The organism is Streptomyces sp. Y309 (assembly GCF_056712025.1).
In genome coordinates, this window is record NZ_JBWYAE010000004.1 from 365,149 (window position 1) to 391,116 (window position 25,968).

12 protein-coding genes are annotated in these 25,968 nt (G+C 70.6%); 10 read left to right on the forward strand and 2 right to left on the reverse strand.

Annotation, left to right across the window (positions count from 1 at the left end):
* Window positions 1–152: 152 nt before the first annotated feature.
* The 10 genes from AC0KTA_RS41850 to AC0KTA_RS41895 all read left to right on the forward strand — a co-directional run bounded on the left by AC0KTA_RS41850 (window position 153) and on the right by AC0KTA_RS41895 (window position 23,929).
* Window positions 153–941 (forward strand): thioesterase II family protein, encoded by a 789-nt coding sequence (locus AC0KTA_RS41850; protein WP_481057167.1) that lies wholly within the window; start codon window positions 153–155, stop codon window positions 939–941.
* Window positions 942–976: 35 nt separating this feature from the next.
* Complete coding sequence (locus AC0KTA_RS41855; RefSeq protein ID WP_481057168.1) at window positions 977–2,674, forward strand: ABC transporter ATP-binding protein; 1,698 nt, start codon at window positions 977–979, stop codon at window positions 2,672–2,674.
* Complete coding sequence (locus tag AC0KTA_RS41860) at window positions 2,671–4,395, forward strand: ATP-binding cassette domain-containing protein (RefSeq protein ID WP_481057169.1); 1,725 nt, start codon at window positions 2,671–2,673, stop codon at window positions 4,393–4,395. The genes AC0KTA_RS41855 and AC0KTA_RS41860 overlap by 4 nt, the downstream gene beginning before the upstream one ends.
* Before the next feature lie 69 nt (window positions 4,396–4,464).
* The gene (sbnA, locus tag AC0KTA_RS41865; protein ID WP_481057170.1) at window positions 4,465–5,442 is read left to right on the forward strand and encodes a 2,3-diaminopropionate biosynthesis protein SbnA; all 978 of its coding nucleotides are present in this window, start codon (window positions 4,465–4,467) and stop codon (window positions 5,440–5,442) included.
* A gap of 59 nt (window positions 5,443–5,501) precedes the next feature.
* Window positions 5,502–6,503 carry a 2,3-diaminopropionate biosynthesis protein SbnB gene (gene sbnB / locus AC0KTA_RS41870; RefSeq protein ID WP_481057171.1) on the forward strand — a complete coding sequence of 334 codons (1,002 nt, stop codon included), beginning with the start codon at window positions 5,502–5,504 and terminating at the stop codon, window positions 6,501–6,503.
* 124 nt (window positions 6,504–6,627) lie between these two features.
* The gene (locus AC0KTA_RS41875) at window positions 6,628–8,130 is read left to right on the forward strand and encodes a hypothetical protein (RefSeq protein WP_481057172.1); all 1,503 of its coding nucleotides are present in this window, start codon (window positions 6,628–6,630) and stop codon (window positions 8,128–8,130) included.
* Window positions 8,127–14,573 carry an amino acid adenylation domain-containing protein gene (locus AC0KTA_RS41880; RefSeq protein WP_481057173.1) on the forward strand — a complete coding sequence of 2,149 codons (6,447 nt, stop codon included), beginning with the start codon at window positions 8,127–8,129 and terminating at the stop codon, window positions 14,571–14,573. Before AC0KTA_RS41875 ends, AC0KTA_RS41880 begins: the two co-directional genes overlap by 4 nt.
* Window positions 14,563–21,654 carry an amino acid adenylation domain-containing protein gene (locus tag AC0KTA_RS41885; RefSeq protein WP_481057174.1) on the forward strand — a complete coding sequence of 2,364 codons (7,092 nt, stop codon included), beginning with the start codon at window positions 14,563–14,565 and terminating at the stop codon, window positions 21,652–21,654. The genes AC0KTA_RS41880 and AC0KTA_RS41885 overlap by 11 nt, the downstream gene beginning before the upstream one ends.
* On the forward strand, window positions 21,651–22,421 hold the full coding sequence (locus AC0KTA_RS41890; protein WP_481057175.1) for a GNAT family N-acetyltransferase: 771 nt from the start codon (window positions 21,651–21,653) through the stop codon (window positions 22,419–22,421). Before AC0KTA_RS41885 ends, AC0KTA_RS41890 begins: the two co-directional genes overlap by 4 nt.
* A gap of 53 nt (window positions 22,422–22,474) precedes the next feature.
* On the forward strand, window positions 22,475–23,929 hold the full coding sequence (locus AC0KTA_RS41895; RefSeq protein WP_481057176.1) for a phytoene desaturase family protein: 1,455 nt from the start codon (window positions 22,475–22,477) through the stop codon (window positions 23,927–23,929).
* A gap of 28 nt (window positions 23,930–23,957) precedes the next feature.
* On the opposite strand, the gene AC0KTA_RS41900 is transcribed toward AC0KTA_RS41895, so the two are convergent.
* A complete protein-coding gene (locus AC0KTA_RS41900; protein WP_481057177.1) occupies window positions 23,958–24,617 on the reverse strand; it encodes a 4'-phosphopantetheinyl transferase family protein in 660 nt (219 codons plus the stop codon).
* A 6-nt stretch (window positions 24,618–24,623) separates the two neighbouring features.
* The gene (locus tag AC0KTA_RS41905; protein WP_481057178.1) at window positions 24,624–25,631 is read right to left on the reverse strand and encodes a hypothetical protein; all 1,008 of its coding nucleotides are present in this window, start codon (window positions 25,629–25,631) and stop codon (window positions 24,624–24,626) included.
* Window positions 25,632–25,968: the final 337 nt, after the last annotated feature.

The window sequence follows — 25,968 nt, forward strand, 5'->3', positions numbered from 1 at the left end:
CTCGTTGGCTCTGGACAGGTGCTGGCACTGGTCGAACCCTTCGCGGACTTCTGCCGGGTCGACGCGGAGGGCCGGTTCTGCAGGTGTGACACCGCTTCGTTCCGCTCGTCTGAGCCGCGGGGCAGGACAGCAACCGAGAGGCCCGTGGCCCCATGAGTACCATGGTCGCGCAGCGCTGGCTGCGCCGTTTCCATCCGGCGCCCGAAGCCGCCGTCCAGCTCGTCTGTCTGCCGCACGCGGGTGGCTCCGCGAGCTTCTACTTCCCCTTCTCGCAGGCGCTCACAGGCGACGCCGAGGTGTTGGCCGTCCAGTACCCCGGCCGCCAGGAGCGCTTCCACGAGCCCAGTCTCACCGATCTGCATGCCATGGCCGACCGCGTCGCCGACGTCCTGGCAGCCGGGGCGGACGACCGGCCGATGGCCCTCTTCGGGCACAGCATGGGCGCCATGCTGGCCTACGAGGTCGCGAGCCGGCTGGAGGACTCGGGCGCCGTGCCGCGGGTGCTCTTCGCCTCGGGCCGACGAGCCCCGTCCCGGCACCGCGCCCTGGAGAACGTGCACGCCCTCACCGACGAGGACCTGGTGGCCGAGCTGCGCACGATGGGCGGCACCGACGCCGAACTGCTCGGCGACCCGGACATGTTGAGCATGGTGCTGCCGGCGATCCGCAGCGACTACGAGGCCGTGGATACCTACCGCTTCCGGCCCCGGCCGCCCCTGCGCTGCCCGGTGGTGGCCCTGGTGGGTGACAGCGACCCGCGCGTCGACCTCGACGAGGCCGCCGCCTGGGCGCAGCACACCGAGAGTCTCTTTGACCTCCGGGTCTTTCCCGGGGGGCACTTCTACCTCTCGGCACAGCACGCCGCGGTCGTCGAACTGGTCCGCCAGCGGCTGGCGGAGCCGCCCCGGCTGACCTTGCCTACTCGATCGTTGGGTGACTAGCACATGCAGCTGTACTTCCGCGGGGTGCGCGTCCTATGAACAAGATGCGCACCGCTGCCCTCCGTCTCCTGTGGAAGGAGTTCCGCCCCGTCAGGTCCCTCGCGGCCGCCGCGCTGGGCGTCCTGACTGTGAGCGTGGTCGCCACCTTGGCCGGCCCGCGCGTCGTGCAGTACTTCGTCGACCAGGTGACCGCGGGCAGCGGCACCGCGGTGCTGGTCACCGTGGCCGTCTGGTACTTGGTCGTGGCGCTCGTCGGCGGCGGGGCCCGGTTCTGGGCCAGCTATCTGTCGGTGCAGTGCGGCTGGCGGGTCGCCGACAGCCTGAGGATGCGGCTGCTGCGGTACGCGGCGGTCGAGCGTCCGGTGCTCGATGTGGAGAGCCGCCCCACGGGGGAGGTCCTGGAGCAGGTCGAGGGCAACGCCGACATCGTCGGCCGGGCGATCGCCGAGTCCGGCTTCCGGATGATCAGCAACATCGCGGTCGGTATCGGCACCATCGTCATGATGTCCACCGTGCTGCCCGCCGCCGGTCTCGGCATCGCGGTGCTCGTGGTCGGCGTCTGCTTCATCCTGTCGCGGCTCGCCCGCCGTTCGGTACGGCGCTGGGAGAAGGCCCGCCGCCAGCAGGCCGCGCTCTTCGGCTTCGTCGGCGACTCGCTGGCCGCGCGCGACGACCTGCTCGTCCTCGGCGCGTCCGGCTGGGCGGCCAGGCGCACCCGCGACGAACTGGACTCGCTGCTACGCACCGAGGGTCGCGCCTACATCAGCGGGCGGGTCTTCTGGCCGGTCACCCAGCTGTGCACCGCGCTCGCCTTCGGCCTCGGATTCGGCTTCGGGCTGCACCAGTTGCAGCAGGGCAGCATGTCGGTCGGCACGCTGACCATGATCTATCTGTACGTCGGTCTACTCCAAGGACCGCTGGAGGACATGTCCTCGCAGAGCGGCCAGATGCAGCAGATGACGGCTGTCCTGACGATGTCCGCCCGCTGGCTGGACGACGAACAGATCATCGAGACAACCGAGGCGGCTCCCGTGACACTGCCGGAAGGGCCGCTGGAGGTCTCCTTCCAAGGGGTGGGCTTCCGCTACGGCGACACCCCCGTGCTGCGGGACGTCTCCTTCACCGTCGCTCCCGGCCGCAGCCTCGGCGTCGTCGGGCCCACCGGCGCCGGCAAGAGCACCGTCATCAACCTGCTGTGCGGCCTCGCCGAACCGGGCGAGGGCCGGGTGCTGATCGGAGGGGTGGACGTGCACCGCATCCCGCCCGAGGAGTTCGCCCGCCGGGTGACCGTCCTGAGCCAGCGGGCCCATGTGTTCACCGCCTCGGTACACGAGAACGTGACTCTCTTCGACGACTCCGTCGCCGAAGACCGCGTCTGGGACGTACTGGAGCGGCTCGGCGCCGCCGGCTGGGTGCGCGAGCTCCCGGACGGCCTCGCGACCCGCGTCGGCGCGGGCGCCCGGATCCTCTCCGAGGGCGAGATGCAGGTCCTCGCGGGAGCCCGCGCGCTGATCCGCCCGTACAGCCTCCTCGTCGTCGACGAGGGCGCCTCCCGCTTCGACCCGGAGACCGAACGCAGCTGGGCGGCACTCCTCGACACCGTGATGCGCGACCGCACGGTCGTCATGGTCGAGCACCACTTGGGCACGCTCGCCGGTGTCGACGAGCTGATGTCCATGGAGAGCGGACGCGTCGTGGACATCGTCCCTGCGCAGCCAGGAGGGAACCGATGAACACGACGTACCAGACGAACGTGAAAGCCAAGACGAACGCGACGTACACCGGAGAAGGGCCACGGATCGGCAGCGTGCCGTTCGTGCCGTTCCTCGTCCGCTCGGTGGGCCGGCTGCGCTGGACGTACGGCGCGGTGATGGCCAGCTGGAGCCTGATCTACGGCATCCCACTGGTGGTCGGCGCCCTGTTCGCCGACCTCATCGATCACGCGGGCAACCCCCCCATCACCACCGGCACGTGGTGGCTGCTGTGGGCTGCCGTGGCGTTGATGGTGCTGCGCGCGGCCGTCCTATGGGTCGGTCTCCAGCTGACCTTCGCGCTGATCTTCCGGACCAGCGCCTGGATGAAAGTGCAGGTGCTCGGGCGACTGCTCGGCCGGCCCAGCGCCCACTCGGCGATCCGCGGCAACGGGGAGATCCTCAGCCGACTGCGAGACGACACCGACGAGATCGGTGGCCTCCTTGAGTGGACCACCGACCTTGTCTACCGGTCGGTGCTCCTCGTGATCGCCGTCACCGTGCTGGTCCGCAGCGATCTGATCATGACGATCCCGCTGCTGCTCCAGCTCGGCGGCCTGTGGGCCTCGGTCTTCCTCAAACACCGGGTGGCCGCGCTGCAGGCCGAGACCCGGACTCAGCAGGGCCGAATCGGCGCCGAGATCACCGACACCCTCACCGGCATCCGTGACCTACGGCTCTCCGGGGCGGTCGAGGGCCGACTCGCCGCCCTGGAACGGAAGTTCGCCGAGCGCCGCGGGATCCAGCTGCGCCACCAGGTGTACCTGGACCTGCTGTCGGACCTGTTCCGCAACCTGGTGGTGATCGGCACCGCCGTGGTGCTGCTCACCGTCAGCGTGCGGGTCGCCGACGGCGATTTCACCGTCGGCAAGCTGGTTCTCTTCCTGACGTACGCGAGCTGGCTCGGCCAGCAGATGTACTTCTTCGGGAAGATCCTGGCCCGTCACCAAAGCGGCAAGGTCGCCTACGGCAGGCTCGCGAAGCTGTCGGGCGACGAGGAGGGCCCGGCCGGGTCCGTGCCGGACGAGCCGCTGCGCGAGCTCACGGTGGAGCGGCTGACCTGCACCGCGCCGGACGGGGCCACGGCCATCAGCCCGGTCGACTTCCGGGTGCGGCCGGGCGAACTCGTCGCGGTCACCGGGGAGATCGGCTCCGGCAAGAGCACCGTCGTACGCGCCCTGCTCGGTCTGCAGCCCGACGTGCGGGGCAGCGTCAGGTGGAACGGGACGGACGTCACCGGGAACGCGGCCGCGCTGGTCGCCCCGCGCGTCGGATATGCCCGTCAGCAGTCCAGGTTCGTGGGCGGCACGCTGCGCGAGAACCTGCTCCTCGGCGCCGAGGACATCCCGCCCGAGCGGCTGACCGAGGCCCTGACGGCCGTGAACCTGCAGCCCGGCTCAGCCGAACTGCCGCACGGCCTCGACACCTTGCTCGACTCGGGTGAGGCCAGTCGGCTCTCCGGCGGACAGCGTCAGCGCCTGGCACTGGCCCGGATGCTCTGCCACCCCGCCGAGGTGTACGTCGTCGATGACTGCGACTCCTCCCTCGACGGGCCGACCGCCAGGGAGATCTGGCAGACCCTGCCCCGGCAGTGGCCAGGCGCCTGGGTCGTTGTCTCGCGCAACCCGGATCTGCTCGCCGCCGCCGACACGGTGGTGGCCGTCACGCGCAGCCGTACACACGACCCCGTCCCGGTCTGGTGAGGCGCCCTCGGCCCACTCCGAGTGAGCGCGCCGCCGTCCCCCGACGCACCCGATGCAAGAAGGAACACCGTGGCATTCATCGCGGCCCCGCAAGACCTGACCGAGTCCGACATCTTCGTCGACCTTAAGCCCCTGGTTGGCCGGGACCTCCATCTGAAGTGCGAAGGACTCAACTTCGGAGGTTCGATCAAGCTGCGGGCAGCCGCGTCGATGATCTCCGCCGCCGAGTGCGCCGGCACCCTCGGCCCGGACTCCGTCCTGATCGAGTCGTCGTCCGGCAACCTCGGTGTGGCGCTCAGCATCATCGCCGCCAACAAGGGCCTGCGCTTCACCTGCGTCACCGACCGGCGCTGCAACGAGATCACCGCCGCCACCATGCGGGCGCTCGGCACCGACCTCGTCGTCATCGACGCGCCCGACCCGGAGGGCGGCTACCTGAAGGCCCGCCTGGACTGGGTGCGCGACCGGTGCGCCGCCGACGCCCGGTACGTGTGGCTGAACCAGTACACCAACGAGGCGAACTGGGGTGCGCACTACGGGGGCACCGCGCCGGTGATCCTCAAGCACCTACCTGACCTGGAGGTCCTGTTCGTAGGAGTGGGCACGGCGGGCACGGCAATGGGGTGTGCCCGCTACTTCAGGGACGCCGGCAGCACTGCCAGGATCGTCGGCATCGACTCGGTCGGCTCCGTCAGCTTCGGGAACCCACCGGGCCCCCGGCTGATCCCCGGGCTCGGCGCCAGCGTCCGGCCCCCGCTCCTGGACCTCTCCTACTTCGACGACCTGGTCGAGGTCGCCGAGGTGGACACGGTACGGACCTGCCGGGCGCTCGCCTCCCGGGGCATGCTCTTCGGCGGCTCCACCGGCACCGTGGTGAGCGGCGCGCTGCAGTGGCTGGAGCGCAACGACCCGGACGGCGCCCTGCGTTCGGCCTGCATCTCCGCCGACATGGGCGACCGCTACCTCAGCACCCTCTACGACGACGCCTGGGTCCTCGATCACTTCGGGCCGCGCGCCCTCGAACCGCTGCCCGCATTCTCCCGCTGACCCGCACCTCCGTCGGCATCCGCGCCGACGGCACCGCCCCGCTTGAAAGGCAGAACCCCGTGTTTGATTTCGATCTGGTCCCCGGGCCGACGGTGCACGAGATCCTTGAGGAGAACCGCGAAGAGGTCATCGAGGTCGTCCGGCGCACCTACCTCGCGCACGAGGCCGGCAAGTCAGTCAACCCGGACAGCTACTTCCTGCGCTTCCCGGAGAAGCCCGATTCCCGGATCATCGCGCTCCCCGCGTTCCTGGACGCGGACGTGCAGCTCGCGGGCATCAAGTGGGTCTCCAGCTTCCCGGCCAACACCTGGGCCGGCATCCCCCGGGCCTCGGCCGTGCTCGTGCTCAACGACTACGCGACCGGCTACCCCGTCGCCTGCCTGGAAGCGGCCACCATCAGCTCGGCCCGCACTGCAGCGTCCGCGGCGGTGGCGGCCACCGCTTTGCGCCCGGGCGGCTATGCAGGCACCAAGGTCGCGATCGTCGGCGCAGGCGTCATCGCCCGTAACGTCTGCAACTACCTCACCGCCGCCGGCTGCGCCCCGGATACTTTCCTCGTGCACGACCTGCACCAGGAGTCCGGCGCCTCCCTTGTGGACCACCTCCGCGACGGACTGGGCCAACAGGCCGAGTTCTGCGCTGATCTGGGGACCGCGCTGGAGGCCGACACGGTCGTCTTCAGCACGACCGCCGGAGTGCCGTACGTACACACTCCGTTCAAGCCGGGCCAGCTGGTGCTCAACCTCTCGCTGCGCGACATCGCCCCCGAGGTGATTCTCGAGGCGGCCAACGTGTTCGACGACGTCGAGCACTGCATGAAGGCCAACACCTCGCCGCATCTGGCCGAACAGCTCACCGGCGGCCGCGGCTTCGTGACCGGGACGCTGGCCGGGGTCCTCAACGGCGAAGTGACCGTGCCTGGCGAACGTCCGTTGATCTTCTCGCCGTTCGGGCTCGGCTTGCTCGACCTGGCGGTCGGCTCCTACGTGCACGCCCGGGCCCGCTCCGCGGGCACCGCGATCGCCGTTCCCGATTTCTTCGCCGAGACCCGTCGCTGGTGACGGTCCGCGGGCCCGCGCGCACCACGGGTCCCACTCGCGCAGGGCGTCGCGCCGGTAGCGCGGAGCTCCGAATGTCAGTGCCCGGCCGTCGCTGCGGTTGGGATTCCTCGAGGTTGGCTCACTTATGATCACGCACTGGTGGCTCTTTGAAATGCCGCCCGTACCAGGGTTGGTGCGGGCAGCCGTCTACACGGGCCTGCTGGTCCTGTGCCTCGTCGACCATCCCTCACCGCTCCACTCCGCGAAGATCACCGGCGGTACTGAGCAGGTGTTCTACACGCCGGTCGGCGTCATGCGGCTGCTGGGGCTGCGCAGGGTCCAGCCCTGGGTGCTCACCCTCGTCGCCCGGCTGACCGTCGTCTGCTGGGCCGCGGCGGCGGTGGGCCTTCTGCAGCCGGTCAGCGGAATCCTCGCCTTCCTCGGCTTCGCATTCCTGCACATGGTCAACGCGGGGGCGCTCGGCGCGAACCACTCGACGCACTCGGCGGTGTACGCCCTGTTCGCGCTCTGCTTCTCGGTCAGCTACGACTTCTCCGCCGACCGCTTCCTCGCCCAGCACACCGGCTGGCCCCAACTGGTGCCGGACCACTCGGTGTTCACCTCCGGCTTCGCCCCCATGCTGCTGCTCTGCTTCCTCGCCTACACCATGCTGGCCGGCGGCGTCGCCAAGCTCAGGTACGGCGGACTCGGCTGGCTGAACGGCACTGCGCTGCGCTTCTACCTGGAGCAGTCGGCGGTCGCCGCCCGCTGGCCCTGGCTCTCGCGCCAGGTGGTGGCGCGCCCCGCACTGTGCCGGGCGTTCGCCGTAACCGCCGTCGCCATCGAGTTGTCCGCGCCGCTGGCCATCGCGGTCCCCGCCCTGAGGACGGCGCTGATCCTGTCCTGGACGTGCCTGCACATCGGGATCCTGCTGATGATGATGCCCGCGTACTGGGTCCAGATGTGGTGCTACCTGCTGCTGCTCGACTGGCCCTGGATCGCCTCGGCGGTCACCGGCCACCCGCGCACCGCGACCCCGGTCACCGGCGAGGGGAGCGGCGCCGTGGCGTTCGCCGCGCTCGGCACGGCCTGCGTGCTCCTCCTGGTGTACGTCCTGGTGCGCGAGTCGGAGCAGTGGCCGCTCACCAGCGTGCCGATGTACTCCAACGGGGCCCCCGCCGACGCCGTACGGCTGCCCGCCCGCGAGGAGCTGCCCGCCAGGGCGCTGCGCGCCGCCCGCGGCCGACACGCCGCCTGGCAGCGGGCCTGGGTGATCGAGGAGGTCACGGAGGACATCTGGATCAGACCCGTCGGCGGCGGCGAGGGCCGGCCGCTGTTCCTCCTGATGCACGAGCTGAAAGTAGCCGGCGTTGTCCGCTGGTCGCAGTACACAAAGGTGGTCCGGGAGATCGCCATCGAAGACGTCGTCGCCAAGCCCGCCGACCGCCTCGAGAACGGAATGGCCGACACGGAGTACCCCGCCACCCGCTTCCTGCGCTCGGTGGTCCCCGTCATCAGGAGAGTGCTGCCCGGCTGGGAGCGGTACGAGCGCCTCGAACTGGTCTGCCGCACCGACTCGGGCGGCGTCGTCATCGCCCGCGCCGACCTGGCCGAGCAGCCGGCCGCGACCGGGGAGCCCGTGCGATGAGCACCTTGAACGTCAACGAGGGAAATGAGGAAGCAGTGGCTGTGAAGAGCGGGCTGAACCCGGACGCGATCAAACCGGCTCCTGTGGCCGAGTGGTACCCCCTCTCGTCGGGACAGCTGGCCATGTGGCTGGTCGCCCAGTCGGGCGGCGCCGACGCCGCGTACACGGTGCCCGCCGTCTACGAGCTGACCGGCGCACTGGACGTGTCGGCGCTGCGCCGTGCCTTCGAGTCGCTGCTCGCCCGCCACGAGTCGCTGCGCACCGCCTACGACGTCGTGGACGGCACACCTGTCCAGCGCGTCCAGGCGGACGCCGCCCTCGACTGGCGGTGCGCGAACGCGGCCGACGCCGCCGAAGCCGACCGCACGGCCGAGGAGTTCGCCTCGCTCGGCTTTGACCTCGCGGCCGGACAGCTGCTGCGCGTGCTGCTGGTCGAGCGGTCGAGCACCGAGCACCTCCTGGTGGTCTCGGCCCACCACATCGCGGTCGACGGCTGGTCGCTCAGCGTCCTGATCGACGAGGTCGCCGTCGCCTACCGAGCCTACGCGGCCGGTACCCGGCCCGCTCTGCCCGCGCTCTCGCTGCAGTACAAGGACTACGCCGTCTGGCAGCAGCGGCTCCTGGAATCGGGCGAGTTCGACGAGGCGCGGCGCTACTGGCAGGAGCGGTTCGCGGACGCGCCCGAGCCGCTCGATCTGCCCGCCGATCACCCCCGCCCGGCGAAGCGCACCTTCCGCGGCGGCGTCGCACGCACCACGATCCCGGCCGAGATGCTCGACGCGCTCAAGGACCTCTGCCGCCAGGAGCAGGCCACCCTGTTCGCCGGACTGAGCGCCCTGCTGCGGGTACAGCTGCACCGCTACACCGGGCAGCGGGACTTCGCGCTCGGCACCTCCTCGCTCGCCCGGCCCGTCCCCGAGCTGTATGACCAGATCGGCTACTACCTCAACAGCATCGCGCTGCGGGACACCGTCGAGCCGGGGATGAGCTTCCGCGCGCTGCTGCGCACGGTGCAGGCCACCCTGCGCGAGGGCCTGCGGCACAGCGCATACCCCTTCGACCGGGTGGTCCGGGACTGCGGCGCCGCGAGCGACGTCCAGCGCAACGCGCTGTTCAACGTGCTCATCATGGTCGGCCAGGGCTGGGGCGGCCCCAGCGAGGAGCTGGACGGCCTGCGGGTCCGCCACCTCGACACCGGCAACGGCCACAGCAAGATGGATCTCACGCTGTTCTTCGAGGAGACGCCCACCGGCCTCAAGGCCGCCGTCGAGTACTCCAACGAACTCTTCGACGCCGACCGCGTCGAGCGGCTCCTCGAGCACTTCCATAGGCTCCTCGAGTCCGCGCTCCGCGAGCCGGACAGGGCCGCCGACACGCTCCGCCTGCTGCCCGAGGCCGAGCGCCGCCTGCTCCTCACCGGGTTCAACCGGACCGAGACCCTGTACGCGCTCGACACCCCCGTACCGCAACTGTTCGAGCAGCAGGTGCGGCGGACCCCCGACGCGGTCGCGACCGTCGACGAGCAGGAGACGCTGACCTTCGCCGAGCTGAACGCGCGGGCCAACGCGCTGGCCCGGACGCTGCGCGAGGAGCACGGCGTGCGGCCGGGCAGCCTCGTCGCGGTCCTGATGGACCGCTCGGTGGACCTGACGGCCGCGATCCTCGCCGTCCTCAAGGCCGGCGGCGCCTACCTCCCGGTCAGCACGAAGGATCCGGCCGAGCGGGTTGCCGCCATTCTTGATGACAGCGGCTGCCGAGTCGTCCTGCTGCGCGGGAGCGCCGCGGCGGCGCCCGGCGGCCGCGCGGTCCTCGACGTGAGCGACCCGGCCGCCCGCGCGGCGCGCACCGACGACCTGCCGCCGCTGGCGGGGCCCGCCGACCCGGCGTACTGCATCTACACCTCCGGCTCCACCGGCATGCCCAAGGGCGTCCTCATCGAGCACCGGGGCCTGGTCAACCGGCTCCGCTGGATGACCGACGACCTGGGCCTGGCCGCGGACGACGTCATTCTGCAGAAGACCCCCTACGTCTTCGACGTCTCTGTGTGGGAACTGCTGCTGCCCGGCGTCCTCGGCGCCAAGCAGGTCATGCTGCGGCCCGGCGGCGAGTCCGACCCGGCGGCGATCCGCGCGGCCATCGAGCAGCACGGCGTCACCACCCTGCACTTCGTGCCGTCGATGCTCAGCCAGTACTTGGCGGCCGGAGACGGCGCCTTCGCCGGAGTGCGCCACTGCGTGTGCAGCGGTGAGGAACTCGACCGCGACCTGGCCGGCCGGTTCTTCGCGGCCGTCGCGGACGGCCCCACCCGCCTCACCAACTACTACGGCCCCACCGAGGCGACGGTCGACGTCACCGCGCTGCGGGTCGAGGACGGGCCGGGACCGGTCACCATCGGCCGCCCGGCACCCAACAACCGGCTGTACGTCTTGGACGAGGGCGACGAGCCGTGCCCCGTCGGCGTGACCGGCGAGCTGTGCATCGCCGGCCTCCAGGTGGCGCGCGGCTACCTCAACCGGCCCGAGCTGACCGCCGAGCGCTTCACAGGCGACCCGTTCCACCCCGGCGAGCGGATGTACCGCACCGGCGACCTGGCACGCTGGCTCCCGAACGGCGAGATTCTCTACCTCGGCCGCCGGGACGGCCAGGTCAAGATCCGCGGCCTGCGGATCGAACTCGGCGAGATCGAGCAGGCATTGCGTGAACAGCCCGGCGTGGACCGGGCGGTCGTCCTCGCCCAGCGGGACGCGGCGGCCGGCGACTATCTGTGCGCCTATGTCACGGGCGACGCGGACCTCGTCCCGGAGGGCCTGCGGGACGCATTGGCCCGCCGGCTGTCCCCGTACATGATCCCGTCGCACTACATACGGACCGACGCGATCCCCGTCACGCGCAACGGCAAGGCCGACCGCAAGGCGCTGCTCGCCCTCGCCGGGGCGCGCTCCACCAGCGGCGACCACCAGGCCGCCCGCACTCCGTTGGAGGCACAACTCCTCGACATCTGGCGGTCATTGCTCCCGGCCGGGCGGATCGGCGTCACCGACGACTTCTTCGCGATCGGCGGCCACTCGCTCAGCGCGCTCCAGCTGGCCTCCCGGATCAGCCACGACCACGGCATCCCCATGACCATCGGGTCGGTGTTCGCCCACCGCACCGTGGCCGAACAGGCCCGCCTGATCGCAGAGTTGTCGGCCACAGGCAGGTGCACCCGCACCGAGCTGACCCCGTTGCCTCGCGCCGAACGCCACCAGCTTTCCTTCGCCCAGGAGCGCATGTGGTTCCTGCACCGCCTCGACCCGGACAGCGCGGCGTACAACATCCGCGTCCTCGCGAAGCTCGACGGACCGCTGGACGCCGAGGTCATGCACGAGGCCGTACGCGGCCTGGTGGCCCGGCACGAGATGCTCCGCACCACCTACCTCGACGCCGGGGACCAGGTCTTCCAGGTGCCTCGCACCGACGTCGGCGCCGCCTTCGAGGTCCGCGACCTGACCGCGCTCGGCGCCGAGACGGCCCGCGAGGAGGCCAAGCGCGGTGTGCGCAGCGAGGACTCCCGGCCCTTCCGGCTGGAAGAGGAGGGTCCGCTGCGTGTCGTTCTCTTCCGGATCGGCGAGGACGAGCACCAGCTGCTCGTCACCCTCCACCACATCGCGGGCGACGGCTGGTCGCTGCGCCTGATGATGCGCGAACTGTCCGTCCTGTACGCCCGACACCTCGGGGACCCCGACGCCCAACTCCCTTCCCTGCCCGTGCAGTACATCGACTACGCGGAGGCGGCACGGAGCCCCGGCCACCAGGAGGCCATCGAGCGCGACCTGGAGTACTGGACCGGCCGGCTCGCAGACTGCCCGCCACTGGAGCTGCCGACGGACACGCCGGAGCCGGACGCCGAGGACATGGCCGGCGCCCGGGCCTCGGTGACCGTTCCGACGGCGACCGTGGAGCGGCTGCGGGAGCTCGCCGACCGTACCTCGACCACCCCGTTCGAGATCACCATGGCGGCGCTGAACCTGCTCCTGGCACGCCTGAGCGACCAGCAGGACCTCGCTGTCGGTTTCCCGGTCGTAGGCCGCGAACAGATCGAACTCGAAGGCGTCGTGGGCCTGTTCCTCAACACTCTCGCGCTGCGCACCGGTCTGTCTGCCACTGTCACCTTCAACGAGCTGCTCCAGCAGGTCAGTTCCGGAATCCGGGAGGCGTACGAGCATCAGGCGGCCCCGTTCGAGCTGGTCGTGGAGCGGCTGAACCCGGTCCGCAGGCTTGACCGCACCCCGGTCTTCGACGTGCTCCTCAACTACCTGGGAACGCTGCGCGAGGACGTCTCGATCGAAGACGTCTCGGTCGAGTTCGACGACCACCTCTTCGAGCCCGAGGCGAAGTTCCCGCTCAGCTTCTACGTGAGCGACGTGTCCGAGGGCCTGCACATCGAACTGGTCTACCGCCCTGCCCTCTTCTCCGCCGAGCGGGCCCGCGCGATGGTCGGCCAGCTGGCCTCCCTCCTCGGGCAGGTGGCCGAGGCCCCCGACCAGCCGGCCTCCCGCTACTCGCTGGCGCTGCCCGGCGACGCCCACGCCGTCGACCTGACCCGGGCCCTCGACCGGCCCGCCCAGCCGCCGGTCACCGAACTCATCGAGGCCCGCGCGGCCGCCGCACCCGATCGGACCGCCATCAGCCAGGGCACCGACATCCTCGCCTACCGCGACCTGGTGGCGTGCGCCGAGGCCGTCGCCCGCGAACTGGCCGCACAAGGCTGCGGCCCCGGCGACGTGATCGGCGTAACCGGCCCGCGCGGCATCGGCTTCGTGGCCAGCCTGCTCGGGGTCCTGCGCAGCGGCGCCACCGTGTTCCCGGTGGACCCGGCGCTGCCCGAAGGCCGCCGCACGCACCTGCTGTCGATCGGCCGCCCCAAGCTGTTCGTCCACGCCGAGGAGGCGGGCGACACCACCGGGGGAGCGATCACCTCTGGGCTGCCCACGGTACGTGTCGACGCCCGCAGCGGGCAGCTGCGCGACCCCGCATCGGAGTCCGCACAGCGGATCGTGCTCGCCCCGGTGCCGGCCGACGGCGCCGCGTACCTCTTCTTCACCTCGGGCACCACCGGCACTCCGCGCGGGGTCCTCGGACGGCACGCCGGGCTCAGCCACTTCCTGCGCTGGCAGAGCGGCACCTTTGCCGTCACCGAGGATGACCGCTGCGCCCAGCTCACCAGCGCCTCGTTCGACGTGATGCTCCGCGACACCTTCCTCGCGCTGGTCTCCGGCGGCACCCTGGTGGTCCCCGAACCGCAGGACGCGCTGGGCGGCAAGGCGATCTTCGGCTGGCTGGAGCGCGAGCGGGTCACCGTGCTGCACGCGGCACCCACCGTCATGCAGTCCTGGCTGCTCGACGCACCCTCGGGGGCCCGACTCCCGCATCTGCGGTGGACGTTCCTCGCGGGTGAGCAACTGAAGGCCTCGCTTGTGGCGGACTTCCGGTCGGTCTTCCCCGGCAGCGGCGAGATCGTGAACCTGTACGGGCCAACCGAGACCACCATGGCGAAGTTCGCCCACCGGGTCCCGTACGGAACGCTGCCGCCGGTCCTGCCGGTCGGCTCCCCGCTGCCGCAGTGCCAGGCGCTCCTGATGCGCGGCGACGTCCCCTGCGGCGTCGGCGAGCCCGGCGAGATCGCCATTCGCACCCCGTTCCGCACCTTCGGCTACCTCGACGACCCCCAGGCCAACGCGGCCGCGTTCTTCCGCAACCCACACCGCGACGACGAGCAGGACCTGCTCTACCGGACCGGTGACATCGGCAGGATGCGCCCCGACGGCCTGCTCGAGATCGTCGGCCGGCAGGACCACCAGCTCAAGATCAGCGGGGTACGGATCCACCCCGCCGAGATCGAGAACGCTCTCGGCGGCCATCCGCAGGTCGCGGCCTGCCTCGTGATGGCCCACAAGGACCCCGAAGACCCGCACCGGGAAGCCCATTTGGTGGCGTACGTCGTCGTCGCCGACGACGCGGATGCCGCACTCGGCGAACAGCTGCGCGGCCATCTTGCGAACCTGCTGCCGCGAGCGATGGTGCCGGCCGAGTTCATCACCCTGGACCGCATCCCGACCACCCCCAACGGCAAGCCCGACCGGGCCGCACTGCCCCGGCCGAGGTTCGCCCAGGACACCCCGGCCGCACCCGCCCAGGCGCCGCGCACCACCACCGAGCTCACCATCCGCGACGCCTGGAGCACCGTCCTCGACCGGCCGGTGGCTGGTGTCAACCAGGACTTCTTCGCACTCGGCGGCACGTCGCTGAAACTGCTGAGGCTCTACGCCCTCCTGGAGGAGAGCTTCCAGGGCGCCTTCCGCGTCGCCCAGCTGTTCACCCACCCCACGATCGCCACCCAGGCACGGCTGGCCGAACCGGCGCCGCTGCCCACCGAAGACAAGGTTTCCGAGCATGACTTCTAAGCAAACAACGGCAGTCGTGGGCCGCGAGGGGGCCGCGACGCGCGACATCGCCATCATCGGGATGGCCGTCCGGATGCCCGAGGCCGACGACGTACAGCAGTTCCTGGCGAACCTGCGGAGCGGCCGCGACAGCGTCCGCGAGCTGTCGGCCGAACGCCGCCGCCGCACCTCTCTCCCCTCCGACGTGGAGTACCAGCTCAACGGCTACATCGCGGACATCGACTCGTTCGACCACGCCTTCTTCGGCATCTCCCGCGGCGAGGCACAGAACATGGCGCCGGAGCACCGCCTGCTGCTCCAGCTCGCCCACCAGGCGGCGGAGAACGCGGGTTACGACCCCGCGGCCCTCAAAGGCCGCCGGGCCTCCGTCTACGTAGGCGACACCCGACTGATGTACCAGCAACTCGCCCGGACCATCGAGCCGACGATGGTGATGGGGACGCACGCCTCGGCCATGGCCGGCCGTATCTCCCGCTTCTTCGGCCTGCGTGGCCCGGCCGCCATGGTGGACTCCTCCTGCTCGTCCGCGCTGCTCGCGGTGCACCACGCTGTGAACGACTTGGTGCTCGGCGACGCCGAGTTGGCCCTGGTGGGCGGCGTCAACCTGAACCTGTTCGGCGAGCCGAAGTACGAGGAGGACGAGCTCGACCTCGGCATCAGGTCAGCGGACGGCAAAACCCGTACCTTCTCGGCCGACGCGGACGGCACCGGAGCCGGCGAGGCCGCCGCCATCGTGCTGCTCAAGCCGCTCGACCAGGCGCTGCGCGACGGGGACCCGGTGCACGCCGTCATCAAGGGCATCGCCGCCAACAACGTCGCCGGACGCTCCAGCACGCTCACCGCACCGGACAGCACTGCGCAGGCCGAGGTGATCGAGCGGGCCTGGGAGAAGGCCGGCATCGCCCCTGCCACCGTCTCCTACATCGAGGCCCACGGCACCGCGACGCGGCTCGGCGACCCCATCGAGATCGAGGCAATCGACCTGGCGTTCAGCCGGGTGACCGACCGGAAGCAATTCTGCGCGCTGTCTTCGCTGAAGAGCAACATCGGGCATACCTGGAGTGCCTCCGGCCTGGCCGGCCTGGTCAAGGTGGTGCTCGCGCTGCGGCACGGGCAACTCTTCCCCAACCTCCACTCGAGCACTCTCAGCCCGCTGATCGACTTCACGGGCTCGGCGGTCTCCGTCACTCAGGAGCTCATCCCTTGGGAGCCGGAGTCCGGGGTGCGCCGGGCCGGAGTCAGTGCCTTTGGCGTGATGGGCACCAATGTCCACGCGGTCTTGGAGGAGGCGCCCGCTCGCGTGGCGGCTACATCCGCATCGCCCGCGCCCGGCGCCCACTGGATCCCGGTCTCGGCCAAGAGCGCCACCGCGCTTGAGGCGAACCTCCTCGCGCTGCGGGAGTGGATCGCCGAGCGTCCCGGGCTGCGGATCGAGGACGTCCAGGCGACCCTGGTGGGCGGCCGTGGCCACTACCCGCACCGCGCCTGCATCACCGCCGGCGACCTCACGGAGCTGTCCGAGGCGCTCGCTGCGACCGCGGTCGCCGGACCGGAGGACACCGGCAGCGCGGTCACCGTGCTGCTGGTGTCGGGCCGGTGCACGGCCGATGCCGCCCTGACGGCGGCCTTCCGCCGGGCCCACCCCCACTTCGAATTGCTTTACACCCGGGCCGAGCAGGCTGCGGGGGAGGCTGCCGGTGACCCGCGGGCCGCCCAGTTCGCCTTCCAATACGCGCTGTACGGGCTGCTGCGCTACCTAGGCCTGGAGTTCCGCCATGTCGTGGGCGAGGGCGCTGGCAAGCACGTGATCGACGCCGGTTCGGACAGGATGGGGATCGAGGAGGCGCTGCGCCTGGCCCTAGCGGAGGCCGAGGGCGAGGTCACCGACCTCGACGCCCGGACGGACCGGCTGCTGGCCAAGCTGACCGGGGAGGGCCGGGTGCTCTTCGTCGAGGCGGGCCCGCTCTCCACGGTGTCCGGCGCGCTGGCCGCACGCGGTGGGGCGGGGCACGGCGTCGTGTCGATCCCCAGTACCCCGGACGCCTTCGCCGCTTTCCTGCGCGACCTCTACCTCGGCGGCGCGCACTGGACCTGGGAGCGAACCGCAGGTGAGGGGCGGCGGATTGAGTTGCCTTCCTACCAGTTCGACCGCATCCGGTGCTGGCTGGACGAGGCGAACGTGGTGACGGCGCAGGACCCGGTGCCTGCGGCGGCCCCCGGCGAGCAGGACGCCGCGGCCCCGGACCGGCTGCAGCCCGTCGACGTACTCGCCTCCGTCATCGAGGTCTGGCAGAGCGTGCTCGGCATGGACTCCCTCGACCCGGACGCCTCGTTCTTCGAACTCGGTGGCGACTCGATCAGCGGTACCCAGGTGCTCAACCGGCTCCAGACGCTGCACGGAGTGGAGCTCGACTCCTTCGCGATCTTCGACTACGAGACCCCGCGGACCCTCGCCGCATACGTCGAGGGCACCGTGCGCGCGGAGCACCCGGACGAGGTTGCGGCCGTCGAGGAGGTACCGGCCGCGGCGGCGACACCCACCGTCGAGCCGCCCGAAGCGTCCGAGCCCTTCCCGGCCTCTGCCGCCCAGCTGCACATCTGGCTGGCGTCCCAGTTCGAGGGCGGCTCGGTCGCGTTCAACCTCACCCGCTCCTTTGAGCTGACCGGCACGGTGGACGCCGAGGCACTACAGCATGCCCTCGACGCCCTGGCGGCCCGCCACGACGGCCTGCGGACCACGTTCGCCTTCGCCGAGGGACAACTGACCCAACAGATCGCACCGGGCGACGGTTTCACCGCACCACTGGAACTGCGATCCCTGGCAGGGCGGCTGCCCGCCGAACCAGGTGCGGCCGAGCCGGTGGGGGAGTTCGCCGCCCGGACCTTCGACCTCGAACGGGGCCCGCTGTTGCGAGCGCAGTTGCTCTCCTTCGACGAAGACCGGCACCTACTGACGCTGAGCACTCACCACATCGTCACCGACGGCTGGTCCCTGCAACTGCTCGTCCGTGATCTGGGCGCGTTCTACGCCTCGTTCACCCAGGGCACCGCTGTCGGCCTCCCCGAGATCGGTGCCGACTACCGCGAGCACCACGTGGCGGAGTCGGAGCGGGCAGCCGACCGCCGTGAGCAGGCAGCCGCATACTGGCTCGACACCTTCAAGGACGACATACCGGTCCTCGACATGCCAGTGTCTTCCGGCGCGGACGGAGCCGCCTTCAGCGGCGCCTACCGCAACTACACGCTCCCCGAGGCGCTATGGCAGCGGCTGAAGAAGTTCTGCCAGGCCGAGGGCGGCACCGTCTTCACGTCGGTGCTGAGTGCCTTCGCCGCAGTGCTTTCGCGCTACAGCGAGCACGGCGACCTCGTGCTCGGCACCTCGGTTGCGGGCCGCGGCCGCCAGTCCTTGGAACAACTGGTCGGGATGCTGGTACGGACCCTCCCGGTGCGCCTGAAGGTCGACTCCGGGTGCGGCTTCGGTGAACTGTACGAGCAGGTGCGGGGGGTGTTCGGCGACGCCGTGCGCAACCTCGACTACCCGTACGAAGAACTGGTCCGGGAGCTCCAGCAGCGCGGCCGGGCACACACGCCGGACCTGTTCAACGTGCTGATCGAGTTCGAGCAGTTCGGGGGCTCCGACGAGCCGCCGCTGAGCGCGATGGCAGGCCCCGGGCTCCAGGTGGCCCCGGTCGAGGTGACACTGGAAACCAGCGTGTTTCCGCTCAACATCATGCTGGCGGAGCAGGCCACCACGCTGGAGGCGGCCATCCGCTTCGACACCCGGCTCTTCGACGAGGTCACCATCGACCAACTCTGGGAGACGTTCTCCGCTCTGCTCGAAGCGGCGCTGGATAGTCCGTCGGCCGCCTTGGAAGGGCTCCCGCTGCTCTCCGCACGCGAGCAGTCGCGGGTGCGCATGCACGGCCACCACGAGCTCGACTTCGACCGCTCGCTCCAGATCCACAAGGCCATCGAGCGCTTCGCCCAGACTGCACCGGACCGGGTCTGTCTCTCCTGCGGCCCCGAGCAGCGCACCTACGCCCAGCTCAACGCGCGGGCCAACCAGCTCGCCCGGTACTTCGCCGACCGGCTCGGAGTGCGGCCCGGCGAGGTGGTGGCGCTGGTCATGGACCGATCGATCCTGATGGTGGAGTCGATCCTCGCACTCTGGAAGTGCGGGGCTGCTTACCTCCCGGTCGACCCGGGCTACCCGCCGACCTTCGTCCGCATGATGTTCGAGTCGTCCCGGGTCCGGGTGGTGGCCTTCGACCCGGCGCGGGCCACGCCCGAGCTGCGGGCCCAGGTCGCGGACGATTGCCACGCCGTGGACGTGACGGAGACAACCGGCGTGGGGGAGAGTACCGCCGACCTCGACCTGCCGGTCGAGGAGTCGGGACTCTCCTACGTCATCTACACCTCCGGCTCCACCGGTGTGCCCAAGGGGGTGATGGTCGAGCACCTAGGGATGCTCAATCACCTGCACGCCAAGATCGAGGACCTTTCGCTCTCCGAGCGGAGCGTGGTGGTCCAGAACGCCTCCAACAGCTTCGACATCTCGCTGTGGCAGATGTTCGCCGCCCCGTTCGTCGGCGGCCGCACCGTCATCGTCGAGGAGGCGCTCCAGCTCGATCCGGTGCGGTTCGCCGAGCGGGTCGAGGACGAGCAGGTCACCGTCCTGGAGGTGGTGCCCTCCTATCTGGAGGCGATGCTCGACTCCTGGCAGCACGCCGACCAACCCGTTGCCCTGGAGCGGCTGGAGTACCTGATGGTCACGGGCGAGGCCGTGCTGCCACGCTCGGTCAACCGCTGGCTCGCCACATACCCCGGCATTCCGATGGTCAACGCCTACGGCCCCACCGAGGCATCCGATGACGTGACCCACCACATCATGGGCGAACCGGTCACCAGCGACACCGTGCCGCTGGGCAGTCCCATCGCCAACACGCTCATCTACGTCCTGGACGAGCATCTGCGGGTGTGCCCGCAGGGCGTTCGCGGTGAGATCTACGTGTCCGGCATCGGCGTGAGCCGCGGCTACCTCAACGCGCCCGAGCAGACCGCACGGACCTTCATGAACGACCCGTTCGAGCCCGGCCGCCGGATGTACAAGACCGGCGACAACGGCCGCTGGACCGCCGAGGGCACCCTCGAATATCTGGGCCGCACCGACAGCCAGGTGAAGGTGCGGGGCTTCCGCGTCGACCTCGGCGAGATCGAGCGCCGGGTCAGCGAGTGCCCCGGAGTGAAGTCGGCCGCAGCGGTCACCAAGAACGCCGGCAAGGACATGCAGCTGTACGCGTATGTCGTCCTGGAGCCCGGCGGATCGATGGCCCGCTGCCGCGACCACCTCCACCAGGAGCTGCCGCAGCACATGGTGCCCGCCGACTTCATCGAGGTCGATCGGCTGCCGCTGACCTCGAACGGTAAGGTCGACCGCAAGGCCCTGACGGCCTGCGAGGTCCCGACTCCGGGCACCGTCGCGGCCGTGCCACCCCGGACCGACGGCGAGCGGGCGGTCGCAGAGATCTGGGAGGAGGTGCTCGGCGTAGAGGGGATCGGCGTGACCGACCGCTTCTTCGACATGGGCGGCAACTCACTGCGCGCCATTCAGGTGCTTGCCCGCATTCGCGGCCAGATTGGCGTCGAGGTGGGCCTGGAAACGCTGTTCGCCCAGCCGACCATCGCCGACCTGGCGATCGCAGTGGCCACCGCGCAGGCGCCGGTACTCGATCCGATCACCAGCCTGGGCGGCCCCGGTAGCTATGACGCGGCCCGGTCGCAGGAGCTATTGCTCGACATCGAGCGGACCTCGCCGCAACCGGGAGCCTTCCACCGCAACGACCTGCACGTACTGTACGGCCCCGTCAACCCGGCACTCCTGAAGCGCGCCTTCGCGCTCCTGGTGCAGCGGCACGAGAGCCTGCGCACGACGTACGCCACGGTCGAAGGCCGCGCGGTCCAGACCGTGCACGCGCCGGGCGAACTGCCGTTGCCGTTCCGCGTCCACGACCTGTCGGACCGTACGGAGCGTGAGAGGGACGCGTTCGTTGAGGCCCGGATCCGTGAGCCCTTCGCAACCGATCGCGAGCCACTGGTCAGGGCGGACCTGATCCGCACCGGCGAGGACGGCTACGCCCTGCTGACATCGATGCACCAACTGGTGTCCGACGGCAGCTCCGCCCTAGTGCTCAAGGAGGACTGGCACGAACTGTACGAGGCCCTGGCAGCCGGGCACGCGCCCGCACTCGCCGAGCTCGGTGTCCAGTACAAGGACGTGGCGGCCTGGCGCAACACGCGGCTGAACGCTGAACTCGGCACACAGCACCGGGAGTTCTGGCTGCGCGAGCTGGAAGGCGCCTCCTCGATAGTGCCACTGCCCGCCGGCCGGCCCCGGCCCGTGGTCACCGCGCTCGCCGGGGCCCGGCTGCGACTGCCGCTGCCTGGAGAGCTGACCGAGCGGTTCGCCGCGCTGGCGGGTCGGCAGGGGGTGACCGAGTTCGTGGTCGCACGGTGCGCGGTCGGGCTGCTGCTGCTCGCGGAGACCGGTCTGACTGACGTCACGATGGGCACGTACACCCGAGGCCGCAACCGGCTGGAACTAGAGGGACAGGTCGGCTTCCACATCAACACAGTCCCGCTGCGGTTCCGGCTCCGGCCCGACGACGACGTGTGCTCGGTCCTGACCCGGGCGCAGGACGACGTCCTGCGGGCGTTCCAGCATGAGGAGTACCCCTATGGACAGATCATGCAAGACCTCGGCTGGGAGCGCGGGGTCGACCGCAGCCCGCTGTTCGACGTCATGGTCGCGATGGACCAACTGGACGCCGTCCCCGCCGCGCGGACCGGCGGGTGCATAGAGTTCGTGGCGAAGGAGCTGCCGCGCCGGTCCAAGGAGGCAGACCTGCAGTTTGTCTTCCTGCGGTCCGCGGATAGCCTCGAACTCGCGGTGACGTACAACAGCGAGGTCTTCTCGCCCGAGCGGGCCGAGGTGCTCCTTGCCCGCCTGCGCACGATCGTCGAGGCCATGGTGGCCGACCGTCCCGTCGTCGAAATCCTGCAGCAGAAGGAATGGGCAAAGTGAGCGAAGCCGTGAACGCCGGGATCCTGGCGGAATTGGATGCCGCCCGTCGGTCCGCCGGCGTGGCTGCCGGACATGGGGGTGTCGTGCGCGAGTTCGCGGCCGACGGCTCGGAGTGCCGGATCGTGTTCTCGCGTCCGGCCGACGACGAGGCCGCGGAGGTCATCCGTGTGGAGATGGCCCTTGCCCGGGAGGGCGGCTACAGCCTGGAGTGGAAGGTCTACGGCCACGACGTGCCGCCCGGACTGTGCGAGTTTCTCGTGGAGGCGGGCTTCGAGCCCGACGACGAGGAGCAGGTCCTGGTCCTTCCGGTCGACGAGGCCGCCCTGGAGGTTTTCGACAGCCCCGGCTACGACGTCCGCCGCGTCCACGACGCGGCGGGTCTGGATGACTACGCGGAAATCGCCCGAGAGATCGGCCGTAAGAATCCCGAGGGGGAGCGGCAGCAGCTCGCCCTCGCCCTGCGGGACGCACCCGATGCGATGAGCGTCCACATCGCGTACGTCGATGGGGAGCCGGTGTCGTGCGGCCGGATCTACTTCCAGGAGGGCACCCCCTTCGCCGAGTTGGCGGGCGGGCGCACCAAGACGACCCACCGCGGGCAGGGACTCTTCACCGCGGTGGTGGGCTCCCGGCTCAGGCAGGCGAGGGAGCGGGGCCGGATGGTGATGATCACTGACGCACTCCCCACCTCGGAGCCCATCCTCAAGAACCGTGGCTTCCAGGTAGTCACCTCGACCCGGCCGTACGTGTACGAGCCCGAGGCCTGAGGGGAAGGGCCCGTGGGCCCGACACGAACGCGCAGCAGGGGAAAGGAGGCACGGTGGCAGCAGATGCTGTCGTGGTGGGCAGTGGTCCCAACGGCCTTGCCGCCGCAGTCACCATGGCCCGGGCGGGGCTCGCCGTGGAGGTGTACGAGGCGGCGGACGACCTGGGCGGCGGACTGCGGTCCAGGCCACTGTTCCGTCCGGATGTCGTACACGACATCTGCTCTGCCGTGCACCCGATGGCGGCCGCCTCATCGTTCTTCCGGAGGTTCGACCTTGCCGCTCGCGGTGTCGAACTGCTCCACCCGGAGATCAGCTACGCGCACCCGCTCGATGGCGGCCGGGCTGCCCTCGCCCCTCGCAGCCTCGCGGCTACCTGCGAGGGGCTTGGCCCGGACGGGCGCGCGTGGGAGGCACTCATGCGTCCGCTGCTTGACCACAGCCACGGATTGGTGGACTTCCTGCTCTCGGGCCAACGGAGCCTGCCGGACGATCCGGCCGTGCCGTTCTTACTCGTTCGGCGGATCCTCGCGCACGGCACCTCGCTGGCCGCTCGGCAGTTCGCCGGGGCCGAGGCGGGGGCACTGCTCGCGGGAGTCGCGGCCCACGTGGTGGGCGCGATGCCCACGCCCGCCTCGGCTGCGGTCGCCCTGATGCTCGGCCACCTCGCGCACGGCACCGGGTGGCCGGTGCCGCGCGGGGGGAGCATCCGCATCGCTGAGGCCATGGCCGCCGATCTGGCCGCGCACGGCGGGGCGGTCTTCACGGGGCAGCGGGTCACCGACCTCAGGGAGCTCCGGGACGCGCGGATCGTGCTGCTCGACATCGGACCGAAAGAGTTCCTGGCCATTGCTGGCAGGTTGCTGCCGGCCGGCTACCGAAAAGGACTGCGGTCCTTCCGATACGGGCCGGGCGCCGCGAAGGCCGACTTCCTGGTCTCCGAGCCGATCCCCTGGGCCGAACCGCTGGTCGGCCGGGCCGGGACTGTGCATCTCGGCGGCACCCAACGGGAGGTCTTCCGGCAGGAGACGCTGGTGGCAAGAGGCTCCCGGGGCGCCGCACCGTTCGTCCTGGTGGTCGACCCGTGCGCGGCGGACCCGACCCGCGCTGCGGCCGACGGGCAGCGCCCGGTCTGGGCCTACGCCCACGTCCCCAACGGCGACGACACCGATCCGGTGGAGCTGGTGACCGCCCGTATCGAGCGGTACGCGCCCGGGTTCGCCGACACCGTGGTGGCCCGCCGCGGGATCAGCGCGGCCCGGCTGGAGCAGTACAACCCGAATTACGTCGGTGGTGACATCGCTGCCGGAGCCATGACGCTGAAGCAGTCCCTGTTCCGGCCGACGCCCCGCTGGGACCCGTACCGGACACCGCTTCGGCGGGTCTATCTCTGCTCAGCCGCCACCCCGCCGGGGCCGGGCGTGCATGGCATGTCCGGCCATCTGGCCGCCATCTCTGCGCTGCGACGGGAGTTGGGGGTCCGTGGGGCGCCCTCGCTCGCGCCGGGTTGAGGCGCCTGCCCGGACAGTGGTGCAGCCACTACCGGCCGTCCCGCCCCGCCGCCGGGGTGGCGAGGGCGACGGCGGCGGCGTGTCCAGGCCCAGCCGGGACACCGGTGACTGTCCAACCGGACGGAGTGGCGGCGCGTCCCGTCACACCGAGGTAATCCGCGGCGGGGGAGCGGCGCAGGCCGATGCCCAGGCCCTTCAGATAGGCCTCTTTCCGGGTCCAGAGCTGTACGAACTCCCAGGCCCGATGCTCCCGGGGAACGGCCGCGAGATCGGCCTGCTCGGCGGGGTGCATCACGGCGGTGAGCTCGGCCGCGGTGGACGGCTCGGGGACAGGCTCGACGTCGACGCCGATGGGCACCGGGGCGACACCGATGAGGACCAGGTCGCCGCCGTGCGACAGGGAGAAATGCGGCCCGCCGGGGGCGTCGAGGCGGGGGCGGCCGTGCGGTCCCGCGCAGTGGGGGCAAGGCTCGCAGCCGAAGGACAGAGCAGCGGGGGCTACGGCCAGCCGTCGGCCGAGGATGCGGCGCAACGCTGTGTGGGCGACCAGGTAGCGGACCCGGTCGCGCTCGTAGGCGAAGCCTGCGGCACGTTCGCGCTCGGCAGTACTGAGGATGTCCGTATCGACGGAGTCGGTGACGGTAGCGACGTCGAGCAGCCAGAGGTCGGCTGGGGCTGAGGTCGGCACGGCGGTTCAGGCCCGGCCGGAGCCGATCAGGGACTCCGGCAGTCGGCCCCGGCGGCTCAGTTCCAGGGCGGCCTGGAAGCGGGTCTGCACACCGAGTCGCTCCAGCAGAGCAGAGATCATCCTGCTCAGGGTGCGGGTAGAAACCCCCACACGGCGGGCGATGGCGTCGTCCTTGAGGCCCTCGGCCAACAGCCGGATGAGTACGTCCTCCACTGGGGAGGAACGGGTGGCGGGCGCCGCAGGGGCGGTGTCCCGGACGAAGGGCGTCGCCAGGGTCCAGCAGTGTTCGTGGATCGCGCGCAGAGTGGGCACCAGCTCAGTGCCGTGCACCGCCCAGGCGCCGCGCGTGCTGTCCTCGGGGTCGATGGGCACCAGGGCGAGGTCCTGGTCGACGACGAGCATCGACTGCGGGAGGTGGGTGGTGACCCGGACCTCGGCCCCCGCGTGGGCCAGCTCCTCCAGGTGGCCCGCGATCGCCGGGGCGTTCGCGTGCCGGTGCAGAAACAGCGCGCGGACCGCGATGCCTGCGCCGAGCATCCCGAGGTGGCGCAGCAGTAGCTCGTCCAGCACACCGGCGGAAGGTATAGCCCCGGTATGCATCCACCAAGCCTCCCGCTGGGCCAGGCTGGCCGCGCCGTCCAGGAAGACGGCCACGTGCTCCTCGGTGCGCAGTGCCTCGACCTGGAGCGTCCTGCGCCGGGTCGTCCGCAGCTCGAGGAAATCCCGCATGACGGCGGTGATCGCCTCCCGGGTATGTGCCAACTGTTCCTGCTGACAGGCGAGTTGACGGTCTTCCTGGGCGAAGAGCCGGGTGAGTGCGACCTCCGGTGCGACCGCTGCGTACCCGCTGACCGTGGCCGGTGCGAGGCGGAGCAGACCGACTGCGGCCAGCCGTGACAGTGCTTCCTCCACGGCTGTCTCGGTGGCGCCGAAACGCTGTGCCGCCTCGGTCACCGTCCACTCGGTGGGCGATGACGCGATCTCGTAGACACGCTGCTCTAACGCGTTGGGCACGCCCTTCCCTCTCATTGCTGCCGCTCCGGTCCCCAAGTACAGAGCCGAAAGGGCGATGTGCCGGTCCTGTGCTGGAGGACCGCCCGCCGGGGCAGCCGCCCCGGGTGAGGTCGGCCGGGGGCTTGCGGAGCGGCCGAGAGCGCGGCGATGAGAGCGGGTATGGCAGCCAGCGCGATGCGGACAGCGAACCTGACGACGGACGAACGGTTGCGCAAGGGGTTCAAGGTGGATTTCCAGAGTGGCTTTCGGCTGCTGATCGATCAGCCAACAACGTCACACTCGGCGATGTAGCACGGGTACGGGAAGGGATATTCAATGGCCGAAAGCTGCCTTGACA